This is a genomic window from Gloeobacter violaceus PCC 7421, from assembly GCF_000011385.1.
In the GTDB taxonomy this organism is placed as follows: Bacteria; Cyanobacteriota; Cyanobacteriia; order Gloeobacterales; family Gloeobacteraceae; genus Gloeobacter; species Gloeobacter violaceus.
Map to the genome: position 1 here is coordinate 840,725 of NC_005125.1, position 24,500 is coordinate 865,224.

General features: G+C 61.3%; 25 protein-coding genes. 15 read left to right on the forward strand and 10 right to left on the reverse strand.

The genetic code is table 11. The annotated features are described in order from the left end of the window. The first annotated feature begins 94 nt into the window (after positions 1-94). The 3 genes from GLL_RS04110 to GLL_RS04120 all read left to right on the forward strand — a co-directional run bounded on the left by GLL_RS04110 (position 95) and on the right by GLL_RS04120 (position 3,185). A complete protein-coding gene (locus GLL_RS04110; RefSeq protein ID WP_011140791.1) occupies positions 95-988 on the forward strand; it encodes a methylenetetrahydrofolate reductase in 894 nt (297 codons plus the stop codon). Positions 989-1,053: 65 nt separating this feature from the next. Further along, positions 1,054-2,196 (forward strand): murein hydrolase activator EnvC family protein, encoded by a 1,143-nt coding sequence (locus tag GLL_RS04115; protein ID WP_164928605.1) that lies wholly within the window; start codon positions 1,054-1,056, stop codon positions 2,194-2,196. Beyond that, positions 2,196-3,185, forward strand: coding sequence for an adenosine kinase (locus GLL_RS04120; RefSeq protein WP_011140793.1), 990 nt, complete (start codon positions 2,196-2,198; stop codon positions 3,183-3,185). The genes GLL_RS04115 and GLL_RS04120 overlap by 1 nt, the downstream gene beginning before the upstream one ends. A 73-nt stretch (positions 3,186-3,258) precedes the next feature. Here the strand turns inward: GLL_RS04120 and GLL_RS04125 are convergent, their stop codons facing one another. After that, positions 3,259-3,444 (reverse strand): 50S ribosomal protein L32, encoded by a 186-nt coding sequence (locus GLL_RS04125; protein ID WP_011140794.1) that lies wholly within the window; start codon positions 3,442-3,444, stop codon positions 3,259-3,261. A 36-nt stretch (positions 3,445-3,480) separates the two neighbouring features. Beyond that, on the reverse strand, positions 3,481-3,705 hold the full coding sequence (locus GLL_RS04130; protein ID WP_164928606.1) for a hypothetical protein: 225 nt from the start codon (positions 3,703-3,705) through the stop codon (positions 3,481-3,483). Between the two features lie 194 nt (positions 3,706-3,899). Here GLL_RS04130 and GLL_RS04135 point away from each other — a divergent pair, with 194 nt between their 5' ends. Continuing rightward, entirely contained in the window at positions 3,900-4,445 is a 546-nt protein-coding gene (locus GLL_RS04135) for a hypothetical protein (protein ID WP_011140795.1), read from the forward strand. Positions 4,446-4,925: 480 nt separating this feature from the next. Here the strand turns inward: GLL_RS04135 and GLL_RS04140 are convergent, their stop codons facing one another. From GLL_RS04140 to GLL_RS04155, 4 genes are all read right to left on the reverse strand, one after another. After that, complete coding sequence (locus tag GLL_RS04140; protein ID WP_164928607.1) at positions 4,926-6,065, reverse strand: NHL repeat-containing protein; 1,140 nt, start codon at positions 6,063-6,065, stop codon at positions 4,926-4,928. A 72-nt stretch (positions 6,066-6,137) separates the two neighbouring features. Continuing rightward, positions 6,138-6,755 (reverse strand): hypothetical protein, encoded by a 618-nt coding sequence (locus tag GLL_RS04145; RefSeq protein ID WP_164928608.1) that lies wholly within the window; start codon positions 6,753-6,755, stop codon positions 6,138-6,140. Next, entirely contained in the window at positions 6,755-7,129 is a 375-nt protein-coding gene (locus tag GLL_RS04150; protein WP_164928609.1) for a hypothetical protein, read from the reverse strand. Before GLL_RS04150 ends, GLL_RS04145 begins: the two co-directional genes overlap by 1 nt. A 35-nt stretch (positions 7,130-7,164) precedes the next feature. Then, entirely contained in the window at positions 7,165-7,749 is a 585-nt protein-coding gene (locus tag GLL_RS04155) for a hypothetical protein (protein ID WP_164928610.1), read from the reverse strand. A gap of 455 nt (positions 7,750-8,204) precedes the next feature. Between GLL_RS04155 and GLL_RS04160 the strand changes: the two genes are divergently transcribed. The 4 genes from GLL_RS04160 to GLL_RS04175 all read left to right on the forward strand — a co-directional run bounded on the left by GLL_RS04160 (position 8,205) and on the right by GLL_RS04175 (position 11,222). Further along, the gene (locus tag GLL_RS04160; RefSeq protein WP_011140798.1) at positions 8,205-9,047 is read left to right on the forward strand and encodes an alpha/beta fold hydrolase; all 843 of its coding nucleotides are present in this window, start codon (positions 8,205-8,207) and stop codon (positions 9,045-9,047) included. 59 nt (positions 9,048-9,106) lie between these two features. Then, positions 9,107-9,529, forward strand: a complete 423-nt coding sequence (locus GLL_RS04165; protein WP_011140799.1) for an Rrf2 family transcriptional regulator — start codon at positions 9,107-9,109, stop codon at positions 9,527-9,529. A gap of 15 nt (positions 9,530-9,544) precedes the next feature. Beyond that, positions 9,545-10,507: a cysteine synthase A gene (gene cysK, locus GLL_RS04170; protein WP_011140800.1), complete on the forward strand. Its 963-nt coding sequence runs from the start codon at positions 9,545-9,547 to the stop codon at positions 10,505-10,507. Positions 10,508-10,649: 142 nt separating this feature from the next. Further along, complete coding sequence (locus GLL_RS04175) at positions 10,650-11,222, forward strand: hypothetical protein (RefSeq protein WP_011140801.1); 573 nt, start codon at positions 10,650-10,652, stop codon at positions 11,220-11,222. Positions 11,223-11,536: 314 nt separating this feature from the next. Here the strand turns inward: GLL_RS04175 and plsX are convergent, their stop codons facing one another. Further along, positions 11,537-12,511 (reverse strand): phosphate acyltransferase PlsX, encoded by a 975-nt coding sequence (gene plsX / locus GLL_RS04180; protein ID WP_407920012.1) that lies wholly within the window; start codon positions 12,509-12,511, stop codon positions 11,537-11,539. Positions 12,512-12,756: 245 nt separating this feature from the next. Here plsX and GLL_RS04185 point away from each other — a divergent pair, with 245 nt between their 5' ends. The 3 genes from GLL_RS04185 to GLL_RS04195 all read left to right on the forward strand — a co-directional run bounded on the left by GLL_RS04185 (position 12,757) and on the right by GLL_RS04195 (position 14,830). Then, a complete protein-coding gene (locus GLL_RS04185) occupies positions 12,757-13,230 on the forward strand; it encodes a hypothetical protein (protein ID WP_011140803.1) in 474 nt (157 codons plus the stop codon). Next, positions 13,220-14,356 carry a tRNA guanosine(34) transglycosylase Tgt gene (gene tgt, locus GLL_RS04190; protein WP_011140804.1) on the forward strand — a complete coding sequence of 379 codons (1,137 nt, stop codon included), beginning with the start codon at positions 13,220-13,222 and terminating at the stop codon, positions 14,354-14,356. Before GLL_RS04185 ends, tgt begins: the two co-directional genes overlap by 11 nt. A 267-nt stretch (positions 14,357-14,623) precedes the next feature. Next, positions 14,624-14,830 carry a hypothetical protein gene (locus tag GLL_RS04195; protein ID WP_011140805.1) on the forward strand — a complete coding sequence of 69 codons (207 nt, stop codon included), beginning with the start codon at positions 14,624-14,626 and terminating at the stop codon, positions 14,828-14,830. Here the strand turns inward: GLL_RS04195 and GLL_RS04200 are convergent. Continuing rightward, on the reverse strand, positions 14,827-15,465 hold the full coding sequence (locus GLL_RS04200) for a TetR/AcrR family transcriptional regulator (protein WP_011140806.1): 639 nt from the start codon (positions 15,463-15,465) through the stop codon (positions 14,827-14,829). The two genes, GLL_RS04195 and GLL_RS04200, sit on opposite strands and share 4 nt — an antisense overlap. Positions 15,466-15,650: 185 nt before the next feature. On the opposite strand from GLL_RS04200, the gene GLL_RS04205 reads away from it, so the two are divergent. The 4 genes from GLL_RS04205 to GLL_RS04220 all read left to right on the forward strand — a co-directional run bounded on the left by GLL_RS04205 (position 15,651) and on the right by GLL_RS04220 (position 22,486). Continuing rightward, positions 15,651-16,916 (forward strand): efflux RND transporter periplasmic adaptor subunit, encoded by a 1,266-nt coding sequence (locus tag GLL_RS04205; protein ID WP_164928611.1) that lies wholly within the window; start codon positions 15,651-15,653, stop codon positions 16,914-16,916. After that, complete coding sequence (locus GLL_RS04210; protein WP_011140808.1) at positions 16,913-19,981, forward strand: efflux RND transporter permease subunit; 3,069 nt, start codon at positions 16,913-16,915, stop codon at positions 19,979-19,981. The genes GLL_RS04205 and GLL_RS04210 overlap by 4 nt, the downstream gene beginning before the upstream one ends. A gap of 76 nt (positions 19,982-20,057) precedes the next feature. After that, the gene (locus GLL_RS04215) at positions 20,058-20,993 is read left to right on the forward strand and encodes a substrate-binding domain-containing protein (protein ID WP_164928612.1); all 936 of its coding nucleotides are present in this window, start codon (positions 20,058-20,060) and stop codon (positions 20,991-20,993) included. A gap of 5 nt (positions 20,994-20,998) precedes the next feature. After that, positions 20,999-22,486, forward strand: a complete 1,488-nt coding sequence (locus GLL_RS04220; protein ID WP_011140810.1) for a sugar ABC transporter ATP-binding protein — start codon at positions 20,999-21,001, stop codon at positions 22,484-22,486. Here GLL_RS04220 and GLL_RS04225 read toward each other — a convergent pair. Together GLL_RS04225 and GLL_RS04230 are read right to left on the reverse strand one after the other, a co-directional pair. Further along, entirely contained in the window at positions 22,429-24,027 is a 1,599-nt protein-coding gene (locus GLL_RS04225) for a B12-binding domain-containing radical SAM protein (protein ID WP_011140811.1), read from the reverse strand. The genes GLL_RS04220 and GLL_RS04225 overlap by 58 nt on opposite strands. Before the next feature lie 171 nt (positions 24,028-24,198). After that, positions 24,199-24,486 carry a type II toxin-antitoxin system mRNA interferase toxin, RelE/StbE family gene (locus GLL_RS04230; RefSeq protein WP_011140812.1) on the reverse strand — a complete coding sequence of 96 codons (288 nt, stop codon included), beginning with the start codon at positions 24,484-24,486 and terminating at the stop codon, positions 24,199-24,201. Positions 24,487-24,500: the final 14 nt, after the last annotated feature.

Here is a 24,500-nt window from a genome sequence, read left to right on the forward strand (position 1 = left end):
GCCGGCTCCTGCGGTGGCCGGTCGGTCTGGGACGGCTCGGCGGGTCGCCCGAATATAGGTACCATGCATAGATACCCAGGACAACCCTCGACCCATGGTGAAGTCAGCCCGCCTCGAGACGGCCGCCGAGCGCAAGGAATTTTTGATCACCGCCGAGGTGATGCCTCCCAAAGGGCCGGACATAGAAGCCTTTCTAGAAAAAGCCACTCTGCTCAAAAACCGGGTGCATGCCGTCAATGTCACCGATTCCAACCGGGCGGTGATGCGCATGAGCCCGCTTGCCGCCTCGGCATTGCTGGTGCAGCGGGGGATCGAGCCTATCTGCCAGCTGGCCTGCCGCGACCGCAACCGCATCGCTCTGCAGGGCGATCTGCTCGGGGCGGAGGCGCTGGGTATCCACAATATCCTGGCGCTCACCGGCGATCCGGTCGGTTGCGGCGATCACCCCCAGGCACGGGCGGTCTGCGACCTCGAATCGGTGCGGCTGCTCAGGGTGATCGGCGGGCTCAACCGGGGCTTCGACAGCGCCGGCAACGCCCTGAGCAGCCCCACGCGCCTGTTTGCCGGGGCGGCCATCGATCCGCAGTGCACCAGCGAAGCGGGGCTGCGCTCCCGCTTTCGGCGCAAGGTGGAGTCGGGGGCGCGCTTTTTTCAAAGCCAGCTGGTCACCGATTTTGAGCGTCTGGCCTGGTTCATGGACGCAATTGCCCACGAGAGCGCCCGGCCGGTGCTCGCCGGGATATTCTTGCTCAAATCCGCCAAGAATGCCGAATTCATCAACCGCAATCTGCCCGGGGTCACCATTCCGGAGGGGATCATCCGGCGGCTCGCCGGGGCGTGCGATCCCCTCAAAGAAGGCACGGCGATCGCCGCCGAGCAGGTGGCCAAGGCCCGGCAGATCTGCGACGGCGTCCATCTGATGGCCATCCGCAAGGAGGAGTTGATTCCCGAAATTCTCGACCTGGCCGGTATCGCGCCTGTGCAATAGACAATTTGCCGCCGGGTGGGGCATCCGGGCGTGGTAGGATGACCCCAACTTTTGACGGGGTGTTCATGGCAGGTCTCCTGCGGCGGCTGGGTGCGGCGGCGATCTTGACGATCGGGCTGACGGCATCGCAAAGTGTCGCTGCTTCTCCGACCATCCAGAATCTCCAGGTACGCCAGCAGCAGTTGCAGGAGAAGTTGCAGTCGACCCGCAGGCAGGCTGTGCAGTTGCGCCTCAAAGAAAAAGTGGCCCGCAGCCGGCTTGGCGCCATCCGCCAGAACCTGACGGTCACCACCAACAAGCTGCAGGACTCGCGCTATCGGCTGTCGGTGGCCCAGCAGCGGCTGGTGGCCCTCAAGCGCGATCTCGGTCGCCTGCAGACCGAATTTTCGTCGCTGCAGCGCGCCGCCGCCGAGCGGCTGCGCTTTTTGCAGAAGCAGCGCCCCGAGCAGTGGTGGGCGTTGCTTCTGGCAAGCCGCGATCTCAACACCTTGATGGATCGGCGCCAACAGCTGGGCAAAGTCTTCGAGCGCGATCAGCAATTGCTTGAGGCCCTCGATACCCGGCGCGAGCAGGTCACCCGCAAGCGCAGCGCCGTCGAGAACCAGAAAAACGACATCGCTCTGATTGCCCAGCAATTGGCCGGCCGCCGCTCGCAGTTTGCCCGGCAAGCCTCGATCCAATCGGAACTGGTCCAGCGCCTGAGCACCCAGCGTGCCGCCTACGAAGCGGCCCAACGGCGGCTGGCTGCCGATTCGAAGCGCGTCTCGGCGATGATCCGCACGATTATCGCGAGCGAGCGCCGCTACAACAGTGTCCAGGGCAGCGGCCGGATGATCCTGCCCACCGAGGGCCGCCTGAGCAGCCAGTTCGGTATGCGCCACCATCCCATCTTCAAAGTGCGCAAGATGCACACGGGCATCGATGTCGCGGCCCGCTCGGGTACTCCCATCCGGGCTGCCGACGACGGCACGGTGCTCTACGCCGGCTGGTACGGCGGCTACGGCCGCTGTGTGATCGTCAGCCACGGCGGCACGCTCTCGACGCTCTATGCCCATGCGAGCCGTCTGTTTGTCACCGTCGGCCAGACAGTCAAAAAAGGCGACCCGCTCGCCGCGGTCGGCTCCACCGGCTTTTCGACCGGACCGCATCTGCACTTTGAAGTGCGCGTCAACGGTTCACCCGTCAATCCCCTCGATTACCTGCGCTGATGAGCACCTTCGACGTTTTTGCCCTGTGCAATCCGCTTTACGACCTGCAGGTGCAGGTCTCCGACGCCCTGCTGGTGAGCTTCGGCTTTCCCAAAGGCGGGGTCTGCCTGATCGACCGCGAGCAGTACGACGAGCTGATCCCCAAACTGGCGGGTCTGCCTATTCACGCCACCCCGGGCGGTTCGGCCGCCAACACGGTGATCGGCATCCAGCAGCTGGGGGGGACCACCTGCTACACCGGCAAAGTCGGCGCCGACAGCTACGGCGCCGCCTACCGCAACGGCATGATTTCCCGGGGGGTGCAGGCCAACCTGGGGGTCGGCTCCCAACCTACCGGGCTGAGTGTGATCTTGATCACCCCCGACGCCCAGCGCACGATGTTCACTTATTTGGGCGCCTGCCGCGAACTGGGGCTGTTTGACATCGACCCCGATGCGATTGCCCAGAGCCGCTATCTCTACATCACGGGCTACTGCTGGGATACCCAAAATCAAAAAGACGCGGTGCTCTTTGCCATGGAGCAGGCCCGCGCCGCCGGGGTGCCCATCGCTTTGAGTCTTTCCGACCCGTTCGTGGTGCGCCGCCACAAAGAAGAACTGCGGCGCGTGGTCAATGACCATGTCGATGTGCTCTTCGGCAACCAGGAGGAGGCGGAGGTCTTCACCGAGACCAGTTCCCCGGAAGCGGCGGTCGATGTTCTGCGTTCTTACTGCAACACGGCGGTAGTCACCATGAGTGCCGCCGGTTCCTACATCGCCCACGGCAGCCATGTGTACCGCATCGAACCGTTTGCGGTGGCGGCCGTCGACGCGACGGGCGCGGGCGACATGTACGCAGCGGGGTTGCTCTACGGCCTCACCCACGATCTGGCCGTCCCGGCCACCGGCCGGTTGGCTTCGTATCTGGCGGCCAGGGTGGTGGCCCAACTTGGCCCGCGCCTCGATGCCATTGATCCCCAGGTGGTCGCAGAACTGCTCGCCGAAGCCTGAAAACCCACAACATAAGGGGCAGCCCTGGAGGGCTGCCCCGAGCGGAGAGTCGATTGTCGGAGGTCGTCGTCGACTACTCTTCTGCTTGCTCTTCTTCCTCTGCTTCGAGCTGCGGGTAGTAGAAACCCGTGTTGTTGCCCGAGAGGATCGACTTGCCGAGGGCAAGGGCTTTTTCAGCCTGCACACGCGCTTTGCGCTTCCAGGTGGCGCGGCGCTGATCCCGCTTGGCGTTGGAGGTCTTTTTCTTTGGCTGAGCCATGGCTAGTAAATTCCGAGGTGCGCTAAAAAAGCTTTCTTATGATAGCGCACCGCTGATCGCCCGTAAACTCACCAAACACCACTGCCCCCGACCAGGAGCATAAACGACCAATCCCCGGCGGTTGAGGTTGTGCATCGCCCGGAACACCACCCAGGGCGGTTGGCCCAACTCGTAGGTCAGCTGTACAATCGAACGCGGTTGGCGGCCTAGTTCGGACAGGATCCGCTCCTGAAGTTCCGACTCCACCATGACGCTAGTCATATATATCGGCCTCCTAATTGCCTTTCACAAAGGAACTTGAAACTGCGTACTGATCGGGTCTCTCCCTTATACCCGGCCTAACGAATCGGGGATCACGCATCTGTGCGAATTTTTGTTGCATAAACTTTTGGGGATAGCTGTCCCGCACTTTTCTAAACCAGAGATATGCTGAGCTAAAGGGTAATGCGAATCCAATGAACAAGCCAATCGCTTCAAAACCTTCTCTCGCTCTCACAGCAGGACTTTTAGCCGTTGGCTCATCGCTTTTGGCGGCGGGGATCACTTTTGCTGCGATCGATGATGATACTTACGAGGGCAGTGTTTTCTCACTCTACGGAAACAACGGCGCCCTTGTGCCGCCGCGTATCACGCTGGCCGAATCGATCCGCCGCCGTCAGCCTGCCCTGGTCATTCTCTATATCAACGACTCCCGCGATTGCAAAAAGCAGGCCTTCGACATCACCCAGCTGCAGTCCCGCTTCGGCTCGCAGGTCAATTTCATCGCTGTAAATGTCGACACCTTCCCACAGGATCAGCCCGACCTCCAAACCTACTTCCAGGGCGAGGTGCCCAAGCTGCTGCTCTTCGACCCGCGCGGCAAGCTCCTGTACGAGTCCACCGGCTACACTCCAGCCCGCACCGTCGAACCCTACTTCCGCAAACTCGTCATTGCCCTCCCCCCCCGTTCAACCCCAGCCCCCCTGGCACCGGCTCTACCGGCTCTACCAACTCAGCCATAGGTACCAGATACCAAATCCGGGTAAGGGTGAAGCGGCATGGCTCGAATGACGCTCTTTTCCTGGGTCTTTTTGGGTGGATTCGGCGGCTTTTGCTTGGCACGACGGTCTGTGGGGCGAGAGGCGGAACCCCCTTCGGGTTCCCCTCTCGCGCTCTCCAACCTCCCCGCGTCGGGGGGCTGCCAGCCCCCCGACACCCCCCGGACTTAGCGGCGCGGTTGGGAACGAGCATTGGCGGGTTGGGTAGGCTCACTCTTCCAGTGCGTGCACGACGCGTGTCGACTGCGGCAAACCCCTGCGTAAGCGTGGGTGCAGAAATTATTCCTCTACACTCGATTCAAAACTGTTCAAGACACGAAAATTTTGAAACCTGCTCAGGGCAAGGCTTTCAGCCCATTACAATATTACGAAATCCTTGCTTAACAATTATCCTCACAAGAACAACGCCCTGCTACCACCTCTGAACCCAGCCTTGCCCACGACTCAACCCAGCTTGCGCTTACGAAATTGCCACGCCATCAAGCCAAACGCACTAAGCATTGGAACCATAAATCCAGGCACAGGCTCCGGTATCTCTTGAAAAAGGATGTCGTCAGGTGAACCCAGGTCGCCACTACCTGTAGGTACAAATATTCCTTCGTAAGCACCTGTGGAACCGTTGAACTCCAAAATGCTACTGGTGTCGCTATCTGCAACATACAAGTTGCCATCTGGACCAAAGGCGAGCCCTGTAGGATTGCTTAGGCCATTACCTGAAGCAAATGTCCCAATAAATGCTCCAGTAACACCGTCGTACTGATCGACACGACCCAGCTGAAAATCTCCAACTGTTATGAACAAATTGCCATTCGGTCCAAATACAAAGTCAGCGGCACTGTCCAAATTGGAAACGAATACCCCCTGATAGGTTCCCTGACTGTCAAATCTTTGAACAGCTGAAGCAGCTTGATCTATTACAAACAGATTGCTATTGAAAAAAGCGATCTCTCCAGGAAGCATGCCTGACAGAAATGCAAAATCGCCCACATATGATCCATCAAAAACACTAAACTCTAGGATCTTGCTGCTGCTGGTATCAGCCACAAACAAATTGCCGCCATTCGGCCCAAACGCAAGGCCAGAGGGCCTACTCAAGCCACCTGATCCAGTGGCCACAAACTCTCCAATGAAGTCACCTGTAAGTAAATCGTACTCCCATACGCTCCCGCCTCCGTTTTGTGAAATAAATAGGTTGTTGTTTAGCCCCCCAAATACCATTGATGCAGGACTTAAACGAGAGAAACCCTCTACATAAGGCTCGAGAAAAACACCAGTTTGACCATCAAATTTCAAGACATCATTTCCCTGAAAGGGGTCAAGCACAAAAAGCTCAGAATTAACACTAATATTTTGAGACCTGTTGCTCTCAGAAATTATTGAATCTGAACCCCATGACCAATCTTCAGAAAATCTGGCAGTAATAGAGCTGCTCTGAAGTGAAAACAGCTTGAACGAGGTATTAGATAAAGTATTTGCAGTATCACTAAGGTCGTTTAACGTGAAAGCTTTTAAGTCCGAAGCAACCGCAGCCACTGCACACTCGACAAAAAGCAGGGAGGCAATAAGCACGACCAATTGTTGCATGATGTACTGACCTCGTAACACTTCCTTCGCAATCTGCCTTTGTAATGTACAGCATTTGGGCGAAAAATAAAATTACTGCTCTAAAAAACCTCCCTCAATGGAGAGCCACTCATCACCGACTTTGTACCAAAACCGGTTCGCGCGGTTACCTACTCTAACGAGTTGCGCTTCGGACACATTTTTATAGGTGATTTTCCCTGTACGAATCAAATCTGCAAAATCCCCTCCCAAGCAACCAACTAATTTTCCTTCTTCCATGTGTTTATAATCGATAGAAAGTGATTTGTTTTCACGATCAAAAATTACTGTTGTAATACGATCTTGTAAGCATACTCCACTATTTTGAGTAACTCCGTAAATGTGAGGATAAAGTTGTAGCATTGCAACCTCATCGTTGCTCCAATACCATCTTGCTGAAACAGTTGAATCTCTTGAAAATTCAAAATTTATGGGTCCATTTTGTTCAATTGTACCAGGCAAGTATTTTCTAAATAGCATTCCTTCAAGAGCTGGTGCTAGATTGTATTTAATTTGATGTCCTTTTTCGGAACTATCTCTGTCTGCAGAAGTGCTCACTAATTCTCTGTTAAACATGATGTAAATAGTTGTAGAAGCTGTGACAGCAAGGGCTAGCAATGCTGTTCCAACCACTGACTCAATAAAGCTTGTCCCCCTCACATTTCTCTTCATCACTGCGCTCCAGGCCTCGGTCCTATTACTGTTCTACTCCTAGTTGCTATTTTGATAAATGGATCATATGCGCCAGTCACAACTGCGTTGTTGTTGGTAGAACGGTTCCCTAATGCTTGGTCTTGGGGGCGTGCAGTTGTCCAAAAGCGAATAATCGAATATTCGTCTCGAACCTCAGGTTTGCTGAGCACGAAGACACTAAGACCTGAGGGTGAAAACTCCTGCTGTAATTGCTCACCACCAATGTTGTCAGCTGCTGCAACCATGGCTGTTCGTAAGGCACTTTTGAGTACAGACTTCTCAATGATCTGATCCGCAAAAGCTCTGGCATCGTTGTAATGATTTTGACTATTGATGCTGGTGGCGGTCATCATTGGAATGACAAGTATTAACAACAAGAGGCAGATGATTACGGAGGGCACTGGCGCGAATCTCCAATGATGTACATAAGATGTGAACCGCTCTCTTTGGGGCCTGTTAATAGATAGCTGAAAAGCACTGGCGAGTCGCTGAGTTTGCGGTCGTAAGGCTCGTTGATGAGGATGCCGCCTGTCTGGCCGCTGCCTTCGTAAATGGATAGCGCGGGTGTCTCGACAGCAGCCTGCGCGAATAGTGCCTGGACCTCCTCGGGTGAGCGATTGTTCACAGCCAGCAAGGTCGCGGGCTTCACGCATCCTTGAAAATCAACGTTGACAAACTCTTTGGTGCTCTCAGGCGTGAGCGGATAGCTCCCGGCGAGGCTGGTGGCCTGGAAGGCCGGGTCGTCCCAGTGATTTGCTGTCTGCTCGCCCGCCAACTGGTCGAAGTAATCGATAAATTCGGCGAAGCGCATGATGGTCTGGCCCTTGAGCACACTCTCGCGCGTGGACACCGTCACCGCCGTCAGTCCGCCAACACCCGCCAGAATAGCCGTCGCCACCAGGATGCCGACCAAGGATTCGCCGCGGGTTGTGCGTACAGAGGAAGTGGCCACTGTGCCCAGGAACAAGGACAACCCGATTAAATTCCATTCTTGGGAAATTTGCAAGTGATAGTGCCAGATTTCAGGTGCCCGAGGAAACTATTGACCATCTATGTCTTGTACCCTTTGTCTACACCGCCTTACTCTCCGAGATATCCGCACCCCAGCGGCGAGCAAGCCTTTGTGGCGCAGTCGACACGCGTCGTGCACGCACTGGAAGAGTAAACCCAGCCCACCCGCAGATTCTCGTGCTTCTCCGTGCCTTGAAGTCCGGGGGGTGTCGGGGGGCTGGCAGCCCCTCGACGCGGGGAGGTTGGAGAGCGCGAGAGGGGAACCCGAAGGGGGTTCCGCCTCTCGCTCCACAAACCGTCGTGCCAAGCCAAAAGCAGGTCTCAGAATGGATGCAAACGTCCACGAGGTTGTAGGTGGCCTGCAGTGTACGCGAAACCTTAACCGCTTTAAGCTGAGAAAAAAACTCGACCAAACCAATGGCTTATCTGGACATCGACGGCACCAAGCACTTTTACACCCTGAGCGGCAAACCCAAGCCGGAGCAGGTGCCGCTGGTGCTGGTGCACGGCTGGTGCGGTTCGTCGCGCTACTGGGAACCGGTTGCTGAGACCTGGGCAGAGAGGACCGTGTGTCTGCGCTACGACCTGCGCGGGTTCGGGCAATCTCCCCTGACCCCTGATTCGAACCAGAATTTTTCACTGGAAGCCTATAGCCGCGAACTGCTGGCCCTCATCGACCGGCTCGGGTTCGAGCGCATCGACCTCAACGCCCACTCGATGGGAGCCTCGATCGGTCTGGCCTTTGCCAATTTGTTTCCTGAGCGCGTGCGCAAGCTGGTGCTCACCTGCACCGGCGTGTTTCAGTACGAAGCTCTGCTGTTCGAGACGTTTTATCTGGCAAGCAACGTGGTGATCGCGGTGCGGCCTGCCTGGATGGTGAATTTTGCCGTCGCCCGCAAAGCCTTTCAGCGCAGGTTCGTCTACAAGTTGCTCGAAGATCGCTGGGCACGGTTGTTTATCGAAGACTACGTCGTCGCTCACCAGGCAGCCGCACGGGGGACACTCTATAGTTCGATCGGCAAACACGCCACCTACGAAATGCCCGACGCCTTTCGCAAACTCGCAGTGCCGACTTTGCTGATTAGCGGCGAGTACGACCAGATTATTCCCGCAGCAGGAGCGAAGCGGGCGGTGAAAGTCAATCCCGGTCTGACGCTGAAGATCATTCCCCAGACGGGACATTTTCCGATGCTCGAAGCGCCCGGCGCCTACCTGGAGTCGATGAACAGCTTCCTGGAGTCCCCCGGATCCGGGGCTTAATCCCCACTAACTTGGTGGAGATTTAGTATCATAGGAGAGTCGTCGCGCGAGGTGCGGCCGTGGAACTTTCCGCTAAAAGTGAATACGCCCTGCTTGCCATGCTGCAGCTGGCCCTCGGCCACGGCAAGGGCGAACCGATGCAGATCAAAGAAATTGCCCAGTGCCAGTCGATACCCGACCGCTATCTGGAGCAGTTGCTGGCAGACCTGCGCCGCCACGGGCTGGTCAAATCCCAACGCGGGGCGCGGGGGGGGTATCTGCTTGCGCGCGAACCTTTTGCCATCCACCTGCTTGAAATTGTCCAGTGCATCGAAGGGCAAGACGAAACCGAAACGCCCCCCAACACCCTCGAAGCGAGCATCGTCCGCGAGGCGTGGGACGAATCGCGCCGGGCGGCCGAGCAAGTGCTCAAAGGCCATACGCTCCAAAAGCTCTGCGAACTGCACGATCGCCGCCAGAGCACCGTCATGTACTACATCTAAGCGAACCTGCCACCCATGCATATCGCTCACGACATCACCGAACTGATCGGCCGCACTCCGCTGGTGCAGCTCAACCGTATTCCGGCCGCCGAGGGTGCCCTTGCCCGCATCGTGGTCAAACTCGAAAGTTTCAACCCGGCCGCCTCCGTCAAAGACCGCATCGGCGTCTCGATGATCAACGAAGCCGAAAAGTCGGGCTTTATCCTGCCGGGCAAAACGACCCTGGTCGAACCCACCTCCGGCAACACCGGCATCGCCCTGGCCATGGTGGCGGCGGCGCGCGGCTACCGGCTCATCCTCACGATGCCCGAGACGATGAGCAGCGAGCGGCGGGCGCTCCTGCGGGCCTACGGCGCCCAACTCGAATTGACCCCCGGTTCAGAAGGGATGCGCGGGGCCATCCGCCGCGCTGAGGAGATTACCCGCGAAGTGCCCGACGCGTTTATACTCCAGCAGTTTCGCAACCCCGCCAATCCCAAGATCCACCGCGAGACGACCGCCGAAGAACTCTGGCGCGACACCGACGGGCAGATGGATATTTTTGTCTCCGGGGTGGGTACCGGCGGCACCGTGACCGGGGTGGGCGAAGTCTGGAAGGTGCGCAAGCCCGGCGTGCAGATCGTGGCAGTGGAACCGGCGGCAAGCCCGGTGCTCTCCGGCGGTAAACCCGGCTCGCACCTCATCCAGGGCATTGGCGCGGGCTTTGTACCGGATGTACTGCGGCGCGACGTGATCGACGAAGTGATCGCCGTAGCCGATGAGAAAGCGATCGAATACAGCCGCAGGCTTGCCAAAGAAGAAGGGCTTCTCTCGGGCATCTCCACCGGGGCGGCTCTGTGGGCGGCTCTGCAGCTGGCCAAGCGCCCCGAGAACACCGGCAAGCTCATTGTCTTTATCCAACCCAGCTTCGGCGAGCGCTACTTGAGCACGGCCCTTTTCCAGAACGAAGGGCAATCGCCCACCGCCGTCGCCCGCTAGGAGCGGGCGGTAAGCCGCCGGTTGCGTTGCAAAAAATAGCGGCTATCCCTACTGGAAAATGCAGGCAATAGTCGATGCGTAATCCTGCGGTAGTAAGGTTCGTTTCGGCTGTGCTTCGTGCACACCACCCCAGAGACGAAAAATGCCAAACAACAACAACGACAACGACGACAAGGGCGGTAGCGACGATACCACCGGGAATCTGTCCCATGAGGAAAACGGCCACGAGCCGGATCCCAAACCCGCCGGGGGGACACCGACGGACGACGAGTTGGGAGGCGAGACCGAGAACCCCCAAAATTTCAGCGAAGAACCCCTTCCCGAGGATGTGCCAGGCTTTCAGATGCCGGACTGGCTAGATCCTGCCGACGGTGACATCTTCGGCATGGACAACGACACCGCTATGTTGGTCGGCGGCATTGCGACCGCTGGAGTGCTGGCGCTTTCTGGTGCCGGCGCGCTGGCGGCCGGTGGAGCGCTGGCTACCGGCCTCGTGTTGGGTTTAGGGGACGACCTACTGTTTGACCAGGGTAACGAGACCGTCGAGGCGTCGGCCGACAGCAGCGAGGGCGCAGAAGGGGAAACGGAGGTCGGCTTTGTCGCCGACACCGATGACACCTTCGCGCAGGACGACAGCTTCCATGAGGACGCCAATTTCTATTCCGAAGACCCCGAATTCTACGCTGAGGAGCGGCAGTACGGAGACACCGCTTAGTACCGTTTGCGCTTGGAGGGTGGTCGTTCGGTCATCCTCCCCGGCGGTTTAGGCATCCGGGCACGGAGTTGCCACTACGACCGGGGCACTGTTATATTCATGAGGAACATCAACATTACCAAATAGGGAAAGGGAGGTGGTGCCGATGAGTATACCTGGTACTAGCTTGAATCTTCGGACCGCGAACGGTCGGCTGTGCGCCGGAGCTGTGGCTCTCTAAGAGTTTCCTTTCGGCAGTCAAGACTGCGGAATATCCAGATTCGCCGGGACGCCCCCTTAGCAACTGCTGAGGGGGCGACTGGTTTTAAGACCAGTCACATCGGCAAAATCAATTGCTGCTGGATGCGCTCGAGCACCCGGTTATCCAGGGCTTCTTTGGCCAGGCGGATGGCGCTCAAGATGCCCTGGGCCTTCGAGGAGCCGTGGGCAATGATGCAGACACCGTTGACCCCGAGAAGCAGCCCGCCGCCGTAGGCCGCGTAGTCCATGCGCTGCTTGACCTGGCCCAGGTTGTTGCGCATCAGGGCGATGCCGATCTTGCCGGGGATGCCCCGCGGCAACTCTTCGCGCAGGATCTGCAGGGCCACCAGCCCGACGCCCTCGGCAAATTTGAGCAGCACGTTGCCCATGAAGCCGTCGCAGACGACGACATCGAAGCGACCGGTCATCACGTCGCGCCCTTCGCAGTTGCCTGCAAACGGCACGTGGGGGTTTTTGACGAGCATCTCGTAGGCGTCGGCGACCAGTTCGTTGCCCTTGCCGCGCTCCTCGCCGATGTTGAGCAGGCCGACTTTGGGCTCGGCCACCCCGAGCACGTAGCGGCTGTAGAGCGCTCCCATCAGGGCGAACTGCTCCAAAAAGCGCGGCCTGCTGTCGGTGTTGGCCCCAACATCGAGCAGCAGCACCCGCTTGCCCAGTTTGAGCGTCGGCAGCATCGCACCGATGGCGGGCCGCTCGATGCCCGGAAGCCTGCCGATGCGAAAGAGGGCTGCCGCCATCGCCGCCCCGGTGTTGCCAGCGGCCACCGCCGCCTCCGCCCGGCCCTGTTTGACTAGATCCATCGTCACCATGATCGAGGAGTTCGGTTTGCGGCGGACGATCGTGGGCTCCTCGCCCATACCGACTTGCTCTGGTGCATCGACAATTTCGACCGATTGGGCGGCATTGTGCCTGCGCAGTTCGGGCAAGACGGCCTCGGCGCTACCGACCAGCACGATATCGACTCCCAACTGTGCCCGGGCCAAAAGGGCACCCTGCACGATTTCCTGCGGGGCGTAATCGCCGCCCATGGCATCAATTGCGATGCGCACGGTCTTTTCCCATCCATTCACTCCCGCTGCCCGACGAGGGTATTCAGCACCGTTGTCTCTGTAAACCACTGTATCGGACGGGGGCAAGTCTTACTGCTGCCGACTTCGAAAAGTTCGCGCTCACTTGTCATTTTCCGGTGGCCACTGGATATACTGAGCAGTATGGCAAGCTCAGACCGCTGGCACTGCGGGCGGTGATCCTCCTGAGGCATGAGGCACGATGAATGAGTAAGCACCAGCCTGCGCCGCCCTGCATCGTCGATGTCGGGCTTGTCGTCAGCAAACAGGACATGATTCGTGTCCTGGAGGATTTGGGAAGGGTCAGCTACCTGGATATCCAGGACGGCGAGGTGCGCCGGGTTGGCGAAGCCTACGTCATGGAAGTGTTCTGCGATCCGTCCGGGGCGACGATGATCGCCAACCGCACCATCTATCTCAACGTCAACAGTTTCGATTGTCTCCGGCTCGACTGGCCCACCGGAGAGCGCCCGCAGTTCAATCTTCTCCAAGAAGGGCGTGTCGTGCGGCTCATCCCGGCCACCGACCCGCTCGAAGAGCGCGACAGCGAAGAGCACACCCAGGCGATTCAGCAGCGGCTCAACACGGGTCTGCGCTCCGTGGTCGAAGAGGTGCTCATGGAGTCTTCGTGCCTTTGCGAGGATTGGGACGAGGACGACGACGACGACCTTGACGGCTAGTTTTGCCTTCACAATCGAGCACCGCGACGGCGAAGCCCGCGCCGGTACCTTCGCCACCCCCCATGGACCGGTGTACACGCCCTGCTTCATGCCGGTGGGCACCCAGGCGACCGTCAAAACCCTGACACCCGCCCAACTCGCCGAGACTGGCGCCCAGATGATTTTGGCCAACACCTATCACCTGAGTCTGCAGCCGGGCGCGGATATCGTCGCGGGAGCCGGTGGACTGCACGGGTTTATGCAGTGGCCGGGGCCGATTCTCACCGACTCCGGGGGCTTCCAGGTCTTTAGCTTGAGCAGCCTGCGCACGATCGACGACGACGGGGTGACTTTTCGCGAACCGAAAAGCGGCGCCCTCGTGCGCTTTACACCCGAGCACGCCGTCGCTGTGCAAAACGCGCTCGGGGCGGATGTAATCATGGCCTTCGACGAGTGCCCACCTTACCCGGCCGACCGCGAGCAGGTCGAAGGGGCGGTGGAGCGCACTTTGCGCTGGTTCGAGCGCTGTGTGGAGGCCCACCGCCGCAGCGATCAGGCGTTGTTCGGCATCGTGCAGGGCGGCGTCTGGCCGGATCTGCGCCGCCGCTGCGCCGAGGGGCTCGTCGCGGCGGATCTGCCCGGCTACGCCATCGGCGGGGTGAGCGTCGGTGAGCCGCAAACGCTCATCGAGCGGGTGGTGCGCGTCACGGCCCCTCTGTTGCCGGAGCACAAGCCGCGCTACTTGATGGGAGTAGGCACCTTCCGCGAAATGGCCCAGGCGGTGGCCGTGGGGGTGGATCTGTTCGACTGCGTGATGCCCACCCGCGTCGCCCGCCACGGCAGTGCCCTATTGCTCGGCACCGGGGGCGACCGTCGCATCAACCTCAAAAACGCCCAATTTCGCCGCGACTACGAACCGCTCGACTGCGTGTGCCCTTGCTATACCTGCCGTCACTTCAGCCGCGCCTACCTTGCCCACCTGGTGCGCAGCGAAGAGATCCTGGCGATGACGCTGCTGTCGATTCACAACGTCGCCACACTCACCCGCTTCGCCGCCTTGCTGCGCTGCGCAATCGCTACCGGGAGCTTCGCGCAGGAGTTTGCGCACTATTTGCAAAGCGGGCCTGAGCCCGTCCTCAGCAATTAAATCAAACTCATAATGTCCATAAGCAACGATTATCTAAAAAAGAAAGATCTTCAGAGCTTAAAAACTCAGTAAAATAGAGCGGGATAAGTGCAACCCTGCCGGGAAGTAGTTAGAGACTGCTTCCCTCTCTAATTAACAATTCAATCGCCTGTCCGCTGCAGATGTGTTTCCTGCCGGCCAATGTTCTGGTATACCTACGCCGTCCGTCTTGGGTGATTTTTTAATTTGGCTAGACTGGAGGCGGTTCTACCGCAGGGAGACTCCACAATGGCAGGGCAGGGAAGTGCAGGCAATGTGATCGCAGCGGCGCTCAGTTTCTTTATTCCGGGTTTGGGGCAGCTCACCCAGGGACGCCTGCTCACGGCCGCCTTGCATTTGCTGTTTAGCGGCATCCTCTGGGTGGTGAGTTTCGGCACCCTCGGCTGGATCGTGCATATCTGGTCGGCCTATAGCGCCGCTGTCTGGCGCGCTTAGGGCCTTGGGGCATCGTAGGGCCGCAGGTAAGCGACGAGTATATTTTTGGTCTGTTCGAGCATTTGGCGATGATATTTTTCGTCGCCTAGAACCCCGGCAGTGAGCAGCGTGCAGCCGGTGCGTACGCACACGTCGGCGAGCAGTTCGCAGCGCTCGGGCTCCAGGGCCGGATTGCGCATCGAAAGCAACGTCGCCAGCACCTTGACCAGTTCGCGATCGAGACTTTCGTCCTCTGCTTCGCACAGATGGGGAGTGAGCTGGTGCTGGAGCATCACCGCCCGAAAGCCCGGCTGCGACTGAAAATCGCCGTAGGCGTCGATCACATCGCCGACCATGCGCTCGAGCGCTACCGCGGCCATCGCCGGGGTGAGCACCTGCGCGCCCAGCGCGTGCAATTGCAGGCAGTAGCGCGCGTCGAGGGCGCGGAAGATCGCCTGCTTATCGGGGAAAAACTGGTAGAGCGAACCGATCGAGGTCTTGGCGCGCGCGGCAATCGCATTGGTCGTTGCCGCCTCGTAACCGACCTCGGCAAAAATCTCGGCCGCCGCATCGAGAATGCTGTCGACGCGCTGCCGACCGCGCTCCTGCTGGGGGGCACGGCGCATCGAAACGGCTTTGGCTGGGGTGCTGGTCATGACAACAGATTAACAAGCTTGACAGATGCGAGCAATAACTCATATTCTGCAAATACGAGCTTTCACTTATATTCTGTTCCGGTTGCGGCACTCCTGCCCCTGGTGGGGGCGGCTTGCACGTAGAGAATGAGTAGCCATCCGCAGGCCCTGGGCTTGGCGGCCACTTTCCCATGGGAGGAGCAATCATGCGTCCATCTCTCGAAGGCATCGAGAACCCGCCCCCAACCGCGCACGGTGGAGCGATCGCCTCCCCGGCGAAGCGCTCGGGATTGGCAGTCCGCCTGCTGGTGTTGGCCGGGATTGGGCTTGCCGGGGTGCTCGTCTTTGTCCTCACCCGGCCGGCGCCCGAAGCGAGTGAGGCGGCCCGGCCGCCCGCGGCTTTGAGCGTTACCGTCGAGCCTGTCCAGAAACGCCTATTAGCCAGGACGCTCATGGTCACCGGTTCGATCGCCGCCTGGGACGAGTTGCCCATCGGGGCCGAGCTGACCGGACTGCGCATCGAGGGTGTCTACGTCGAAGAAGGCGAGCGGGTGCAGCGCGGTCAGTTGCTCGCCCGCCTTAACGACCGGCCCCTGCGCGCCCAGATCCGGCAGGTCGAGGCGGAGATTGCCCGCGGCCGGGCGCTGATTGCCCAGAGCCGCGCGAACTTTGCGGAGGCGAGGGCGCTGCGCGGCGAGGCGGAGGCCAACCGGCACCGCTTCGACGACCTGCAGCGCCAGGGGGCGATTAGCGAAGTGGAGGCGACCGCGCGGCGCACCAGCGCCGACACGTATGGGGCGCGCTTGGGAGGCGCTTCGCAGGCGATTGCCGTGGCCGAGAGCGATCTGGCCCGCGCCGAGGCGCGGCGCGAAGAGTTGCTCGCCATGCTCGCCCAGACGCGGATCACCGCTCCTGCGGAGGGACTGATCAGCAAACGCCAGGCAAAACTCGGCAGTGTGGTCAGTCCCCTGAGCGCCCAGGCGCTCTTCACCCTCGTGCGCGACCGGCGCCTGGAGTTGCAGGCGGAGGTGAGCGAAGTGCGCCTGGGGGCGATTGCCCCGGGGCAGGCGGTCGCTGTGCAGACCGATGCGCTCCCGGAACGCCGCTTCGCAGGGCGCGTGCGCGAAATTGCCCCGGCCGTGGACGCGGGCAGCCGCAACGCCCTGGTGAAAATCGATCTCCCGCTCGATCCGGCTTTGCGGCCGGGCATGTTCGCCCGCGGCGAGTTGCGCTTCGGTGCCGGCCCGGCGCTCGCGGTCCCCGAGGGAGCCCTGATCTTCGACAACGGCCGCGCCCACCTCTTTGTCGTCCAGGGTGAGAAGGCCGTGCGCCGCGCAGTCGAGACCGGGGCGCGCTCCGGCGGACAGGTGGAGATCACCGGCGGGCTTGCAGCCGGGGAGCAAATCGTGCTCGCCGGGGCGGGATATCTCAAAGACGGCGCGCGCGTGCGCACAGCGGGAGGCGCGTCATGAACAACCTCTCGGCCTGGTCGATTCGCCATCCGATCGTGATTGCGGTGCTGTTTATCGCCCTGGTGATTGCAGGAGTGGTGGGCTTTGTGCAACTGCCCATCAACGAAAACCCGAACGTCGATGTGCCCACCGTCTCGGTGAACATCACCCAGTCCGGGGCCGCCCCGCCCGAACTCGAAAGCCAGGTGACCCGCAAAATCGAAGACGCCCTGGCGGGCATTGAGAACGTCGAGCACCTGCGCTCGACTATCAAGGACGGCATCTCGGCCACGACGGTCGAATTTGTGCTGGGTACGGACACCGACCGGGCGGTCAACGACGTGCGCGACGCGGTCACCAAGATCCGCCAGGAACTTCCCCAGGACATCGACGAGCCGGTGATTGCGCGGGTCGATTTTGTGGGCGGCGCCCTGATGATCTACGCGGTCGGATCGCCTACCCGCAGCACCGAGCAGCTGAGCTGGTTTGTCGATCACGACGTGAGCCGGGCGCTGCTCACCGTCGAGGGCGTCTCGCGGGTGCAGCGCTTCGGTGGGGTGAGCCGGGAGGTGCGCATCGACCTCGACCCGAATCGTCTGTTTGCCCTGGGGATCACCGCCGAGGAAGTGAACCGCCAGGTGCGCGCCCTCAACCGGGATCTGCCGGGGGGACGGGGTGAATTGGGCGGCCGCGAACAGGCCATCCGCACCCTGGGCAGCGCCGCCACCGTCGAGAACCTGCGCGCCACGCAGATTGCCCTGTCGGGTGGGCGGCGCGTGGCCCTCGCGGATCTGGGGAGCGTCAGCGACGGCGCCTCCGAAGCGCGCCAGCTGGCGCGCCTGGACGGCAAACCGGTGGTCGGCTTCTCGGTGATCCGCTCCACCGGCAGCTCCGAAGTCGCGATCGAAAAGGGAGTCGAAGCGCAGATTGCCCAACTGGAGAAGCGCTTCGCCGATGTGCACTTCGACCTGGTCAACACCTCGGTGCGCTACGTCCACGAAAATTACGACGCCTCGATCGAAGCGCTCTGGTTGGGGGCGGCCCTCGCGGTCGTGGTGGTCTATCTGTTCTTGCGCGACGGGCGGGCGACCTTGATTGCCGGGGTGGCGATGCCCCTCTCGACCATCCCCACCTTCGCGATCATGAAGCTGTTGGGCTACAGCCTCAACAGCTTGAGCCTGCTGGCGCTGGCGCTGGTGGTGGGGGTGTTGGTGGACGATGCGATCGTCGAAATCGAAAATATCGACCGCCACATCAAGATGGGCAAGCCGCCCTTTCAGGCCGCCCTCGATGCCGCCGACGAAATCGGCCTGGCGGTGGTGGCGACCACGATGACGATCGTGGCGGTCTTCGTGCCGGTGGGATTCATGGGCGGGGTGCCGGGTCAGTTTTTTGGCCAGTTCGGTTTCACGGTGGTGGCGGCGGTGCTCTTTTCGCTCTTCGTGGCGCGCATGGTCACCCCGCTGATGGCCGCCTACTGGCTGGCGGCCAAGCCTGCTCCCGTCCGGTTGCCCTGGTACACCCGCACCTACCGCACCGTCCTCGCCTGGGCGCTCTCCAACCGCGCCGCCACGATCGCGGCCGCCGTCGCCTTTTTTGTCCTCTCGCTGCTATTGGCCCCGCTCATCCCTTCGGGGTTTCTCGCCAACACCGACCGCGGCCAGTCGATAGTGCAACTGGAGTTGCCGCCCGGCTCGACCCTCGCCCAGACCGACGCGGTGGCGCGCGGACTGAGTGCCCAATTGCAAAAGTGGCCCGAGATCAAAAATGTCTTTGTCTCGATGGGGGATCAAGGCGAGGTGCGCCTGGCCACGCTCTTCATCAACCTCAAGCCCCGCGAAGAGCGCACCATCGCTCAGCAAGATTTTGAAAAAGCGATCCAACCGGTGCTGGCCGCTGTGCCGGGGGCGCGCCTCGGCTTCTCGGTGGGCTTTCGGGGAGGCAAAGAAGTCTCGATTATCCTGACGGGCGAAGATACCGCCGAACTGGCGCGCACAGCCGAGCGGCTGAGCACCCAGATGCAGGCGCTATCGGGGCTTGCCAATGTCAGCAACACCGCCAGCCTCTCGCGCCCCGAACTGCTCATCCGGCCGCGCTTCGAGCGGGCGGCGGACCTGGGCGTTTCGGTGGAGCGCATCGGAGCGACCGCCAAGATCGCCACGCTGGGCGACATCGACGCGAACCTGGCCAAGTTCAACCTCGAAGATCGTCAGATTCCGATCCGCGTGCAGATCGCCCCGCGCCACCGCACGGATCTGGAGGTGATCCGCAACCTGCGCGTCACCGCCGACGACGGGCGGGCCATCCCCCTGGAGACGGTGGCCGAGCTGGCCGTCGGTAGCGGCGCCGCCCAGATCGATCGCTACGACCGCGCCCGCCAGATTTCGGTGGAGGCCAACTTGAACGGCGTGCAGCTCGGCCCCGCCCTGGAGCAAATCTACGCCCTTCCCGCCATGGGCGATTTGCCCGAATCGATCCGCCTGGTGCGCTCGGGCGATGTGGACCTGCAAGATCAAGTTTCAGAACGCTTCGGGACGGCCCTGCTGTTGGGGGTGTTGCTCATCTACGGCGTGCTGGTACTGCTGTTTGGGGATTTTTTCCATCCCCTCACGATCATGGCGGCATTGCCTCTGTCCATCGGCGGGGCGCTCGCGGGGCTGCTGGTCACAGGCAAACCCCTGGTGCTGCCGGCCCTGATCGGCATCTTGATGCTGATGGGCATCGTCACCAAAAACTCGATATTGCTAGTCGAGTACGCGACGGTGCTGATCGAAAAGGCGCGCCTGCCCCGGCGCGAGGCGCTGATGGAGGCGGGGATCGACCGGCTGCAGCCGATCTTGATGACCACGATCGCCATGATCGCGGGCATGATGCCCATTGCCTTGGGGATCGGCGCGGGTTCGGAGTTTCGCTCGCCCATGGCCGTAGCGGTGGTGGGGGGACTCTTGAGTTCGACCTTGCTCACCCTGGTGGTGATACCGGTGCTGTTTACCTACGTGGACGACTTCAAAAACCGGCTGGCCCGGCTTGGGCGCCGCCGGACGATCGAGACGGCCCAGGCGGTGCAAACCCCGGCCCAACAGTAGGCGGCAACAATAATTCGCCCCGGACCGGGCGGCTTGCTGGTACATTTGACCTGAAATTGTGCGGGATGGGTCCGGGGTGCGAAGGTTCTGGTGGTTGGCGGCGCTGTGTGCACTGGTGCTCGGGGCCTGTGCCCAGAACGGGTCGGAGGGTGGCAATCGGCCGGTGGTGGGGGTGTCGCTGCTCACCCGTCAGGACGCCTTCTACCGCGAACTGGAGCGTGGTCTCAAAGAAGAAGCGGCCAAGCAGAAGCTCACTGTGCGACTCGATGCGGGCGAATTCGATCTGGCCCGCCAGCAGGGACAGCTCGAAAATTACACCGTCCAGAAAGTGGCGGCAATCGTGGTTTGCCCGACCGATTCCCAGGGGATCGGCCCTGCCATCGCCCGCGCCAATCAGGCCGATATCCCGGTCTTCACCGCCGACATCCGCGCCAAAGAAGGCGCAGTTGTCTCCCACATCGCCTCGGACAACGTCGCAGGCGGGCGGCTCGCGGGCGAGTACGCCGCCAAGCGCCTGAACGGCCGGGGCCAGGTGGCAATTATCGATCAGCCCTACATCCAGTCGGTGATCGAGCGGGTGCGCGGTTTCGAGGAAGCCCTCAAGCCCTACCCCAATATCCGGGTGGTGGCCCGCCTCACCGGCGACGGCGTGCGCGACCGCTCCTTAAAAGCCGCCGAAGATCTGCTCCAGTCCCAGCGCAAGCTCGACGCCGTCTTCGCCGTCAACGACGAATCGGCCTTCGGCGTCGTCTCGGCCATCGAGGCCGCCGGGCGCAAAGGCATCTTCGTCATGGGCTACGACGCCTCCGAAGAAGCGCGCAAGCTCATCGCCGGGGGCAAGTCGCCCCTGCAGGCCGATATCGCCCAGGATCCGTACCGCATTGGCCAGGAGACGATCCGGGCGGTGGCTACCCACCTCGCGGGCCAACCGGTGGAACCGGTGATCCCCGTGCCCGTGCGCCTGGTGGACAAAGCCGCCCTGGGCAACGAAACCCTTACCCCCGCCCCCTGAGACCGATGCCTCTCCTTGCTCTCGAAAAGATCACCCGCCGCTTCGGGCCGGTCACGGTGCTCGACGGGGTGGATTTCACCGTCGAGGCGGGGGAGGTGCACGCATTGGTCGGTGAAAACGGCGCCGGTAAATCGACGCTGATGAAAATTCTCTCGGGCGCCCTTGCTCCCGACGCGGGTACCGTCCGCTGGCAGGGTGCCGCCGTCCGGTTCGATTCGCCCCGCGCCGCCCGCGCCGCCGGCATCGCCATGATCCACCAGGAACTGGCGCTGGTGCCGGCGTTGTCGGTGGCCGAAAATATCTGCCTGGGGGAGGCGCAGAGCTGGTGGCGGCCGGTGGACTATAGGAACTTCGAAAATTCGGCCCGCGCGGTACTGGAGCGGTTGGGCCAACCGATCGACCCGCGCACGCCGGTCGGACGGCTTAATTTGCCCGAACAGCAGATGGTCGAGACCGCCCGCGCCCTCAGGCAAAAGGCGCGCCTGCTTATCCTCGATGAACCCACGGCCAGCCTGAGCGCCCAGCAGAGCGAGCAGCTGTTTGCCGTGCTCAGGCGGATTCGCACGGAGGGCACGGCAATTATCTACATCTCCCACCGCCTGGAGGAAATCTTTGCCCTTTGCGATCGGGTGACGATTCTGCGCAACGGCAGGCGCGTCCACTGCGCTGCGGTGGGCGAACTGTCGATGGCGGCGGTGGTGCGCCACATGGTGGGCCGCACCCTCGAACCCACCGGCACCCCGGCCGCTTCGCAAACCGGCCGACCCGTCCTCACCGTGCACAATCTGTGCTGCGGCCGGCTCAGGAATTTGCACCTGGAACTGCGCGCAGGTGAGGTGGTGGGGCTGATGGGGGTGGCCGGGGCGGGCCGCTCCCGGTTGGTGCGCACGCTGTTCGGTGCCCAAAGGCCCGAGGCGGGAGAGATTGTGCTGGATGGACGACCGGTGGTCTGGCGCTCGCCCCGCGACGCCATCGCCCGCGGCATCGGCCTGTTGGGGGAGGACCGCAAGCGCCACAGCCTGCTGCCCGAGCGCTGCGTGCGCGAAAATATGGCCCTGGTGAGCCTGCTCGGCCGCGCCCGCTGGGGAGTCGTCGAGCAGTACCGCGAGCGGAGTGCCTGCCGCGCACTGGGGGGGCAACTGCGCCTGGCGCCGCGCACCCAGGAGATGGCCATCCGCGCCCTGAGCGGCGGCAACCAGCAAAAGGCGCTATTGGGGCGCTGGCTGCTCGCCGGGTGCCGGGTGCTGCTGCTCGACGAACCGACCCGCGGCGTCGATGTCGAGGCCAAAGCCGAGATCTACGGACTCATTCGCGCCCTCGCCGCGGGCGGCACCGCCGTGCTGGTGGTCTCTTCGGATCTGCCCGAATTGACCTTGCTGGCCGAGCGCCTGCTGGTGCTCCAGGGCGGGCGCATCGTGGGCGAGCAGCGGCCTCCCTACGACCCTCGGGCGCTGTTGGCCCAGGCGTTGGGGGTGGCAGCCGAGGACGGCTGATTTTCTGGGTGCTCCCTCAGCCGCCGCATCGCCGCGAGCTGGGTGTGCAGTTGTTCGCGCACCTCGTAGCGGTAGGCAAAAAAGTGTTCCCCGGCGGCGAGGGCCACAAAATAATCGAACAGCAGCTGCGATTTAGTGAGGGCGATCGCTGCAAGCTGCCACCAGAAGCGCCAGCGCGTCGAGCGGACGATCCCCTGATGCCAGCAGACGGCCGTAAACATCCGCAAAGCCGCCCAATCGAAGCGCCTGCGGCTATCGGCCCGCCAGGCTCCCATGCGTCTGAAGTGGGTGAAGGTGCGTTTGAGGTAGGGCATAGGTTCATAAATCCGCCAGAAAGCGTCGATATATTCTTCGACAATCTCCTCCACCGGCCGGGTGGGCACGAAGTTCATCAAGGCCCCCTGGTGAAAGGTACCCAGACCGTCGATGAGCCGTCCCTCGCGCTCCAATCGCTGCCAGAGCGCCGTGTTCTGCAGCGCCTGCAGCAGGCTGAACTGGGCCTGGGGGATGCCGGTCAGTTCGATAAAGGCGCGGATGCGCTCCCCCGCTCCGGGCCGCTCGTGGTCGAAGCCCATGATGAACCCGGACATAATCTGCAGACCCGCCCGGGTGACCTTCTCGCACGACTCGGCGAGCGAACGGCGGGTGTTCTGGAGCTTGTGCACCTCCAGCAGGCTGTCGGTATCGGGGGTCTCGATGCCCATGAAGACGGTGGTAAAACCCGCCTTCACCATCAGTTCCACCAGTTCGGGGTCTTCAGCCAGATTGAGCGACGCTTCGGTGAGCAGAATAAACGGGTACCGGCGCGCTTCCATCCAGGGGATGAGCGCCCGCAAGAAGATCTTGGCATTGCGGGCGTTGCCGATGAAGTTGTCGTCCACCACGAACACGTAGCGGTTCCAGCCCATCCGGTAGAGCACCTCCAGTTCGGCGAGCATCTGCTCGGGATGCTTGGTGCGCGGCTTGCGGCCGTAGAGGTTGATGATGTCGCAAAATTCGCACTGAAACGGACAGCCACGCGAGAACTGCACCGTCATCGCCAGATATGCCCGCATATCCAGCAGATCAAAGCGCGGGACGGGGGTGCGGGTGACGTCGGGTTTGTCGGCGGAGCGGAAGACGCCCCGCTCCTCACCGCGTTCGAGCGCTTCGAGAAACAGCGGTACCGTGCACTCGCCCTCGTCGAGGATCAAGTAGTGCGCCCCGGCAGCGAGAGCAAAGTCCGGCACCGAGGTAGGAAACGGTCCACCCACGGCCACTTTTTTGCCCAGGGCGACGCCCTTCTGGATGAGTGTCCGAAAGTCTTCTTTCTGGACGATCATCGCCGAGATGATCACCAGGTCGCACCAGGCCCAATCTTCTTCGATCTCAGCTCGCACGTTACGATCAGCAAAGCGGATCTGCCAGTCGGCAGGCAACAGGGCCGCCACGGTGATCAGCCCCAAAGGCGGGTTTGTCGAGCACAGACCTGCCAGCGAGAGCGTCTTGCGGTAGGACCAGAAAGAGTTGGGCATATGGGGCCAAAGCAGCAACGCCTTCATCGGCTGTACCCCGAAATGCTTTAGGCTTTCAGCCTACTGCGCAGCCTGGATCCCGAGCGTGAAGTTTCTGCGCGGATGCTGAAGAAGCATCTCTTTTGGGAATGCAAAAGCGGTACAACTACATCCTTGATAGGAGCGCGTCGATGCGCTCATCCGCACGCCGATGCAACATCAAGCTTGATCTTCCGGCATCTCCCTCGCGCTGTGGATCACCGAAATGATCTCCAGACGTTCATCAACTATTCGGTAAATGAGCCGGTAAGGCGTGCGGGGTACCACCAGCTCGCGAGTTTCCTCGACATGACCAGTCTTGCCCAGATAAGGCATGACCGCCAGCCGCCGCGTTGCTTCCTCGATGCGATCAATTACTCGTCTGGCGGCTGCCGGATTGCGCGACTGCAGATATTCTCGGGCAACATCGAGATCCTCGATAGCCGAGCGCCGCCACAGAACCTTCACCGACGCCAGGTGTC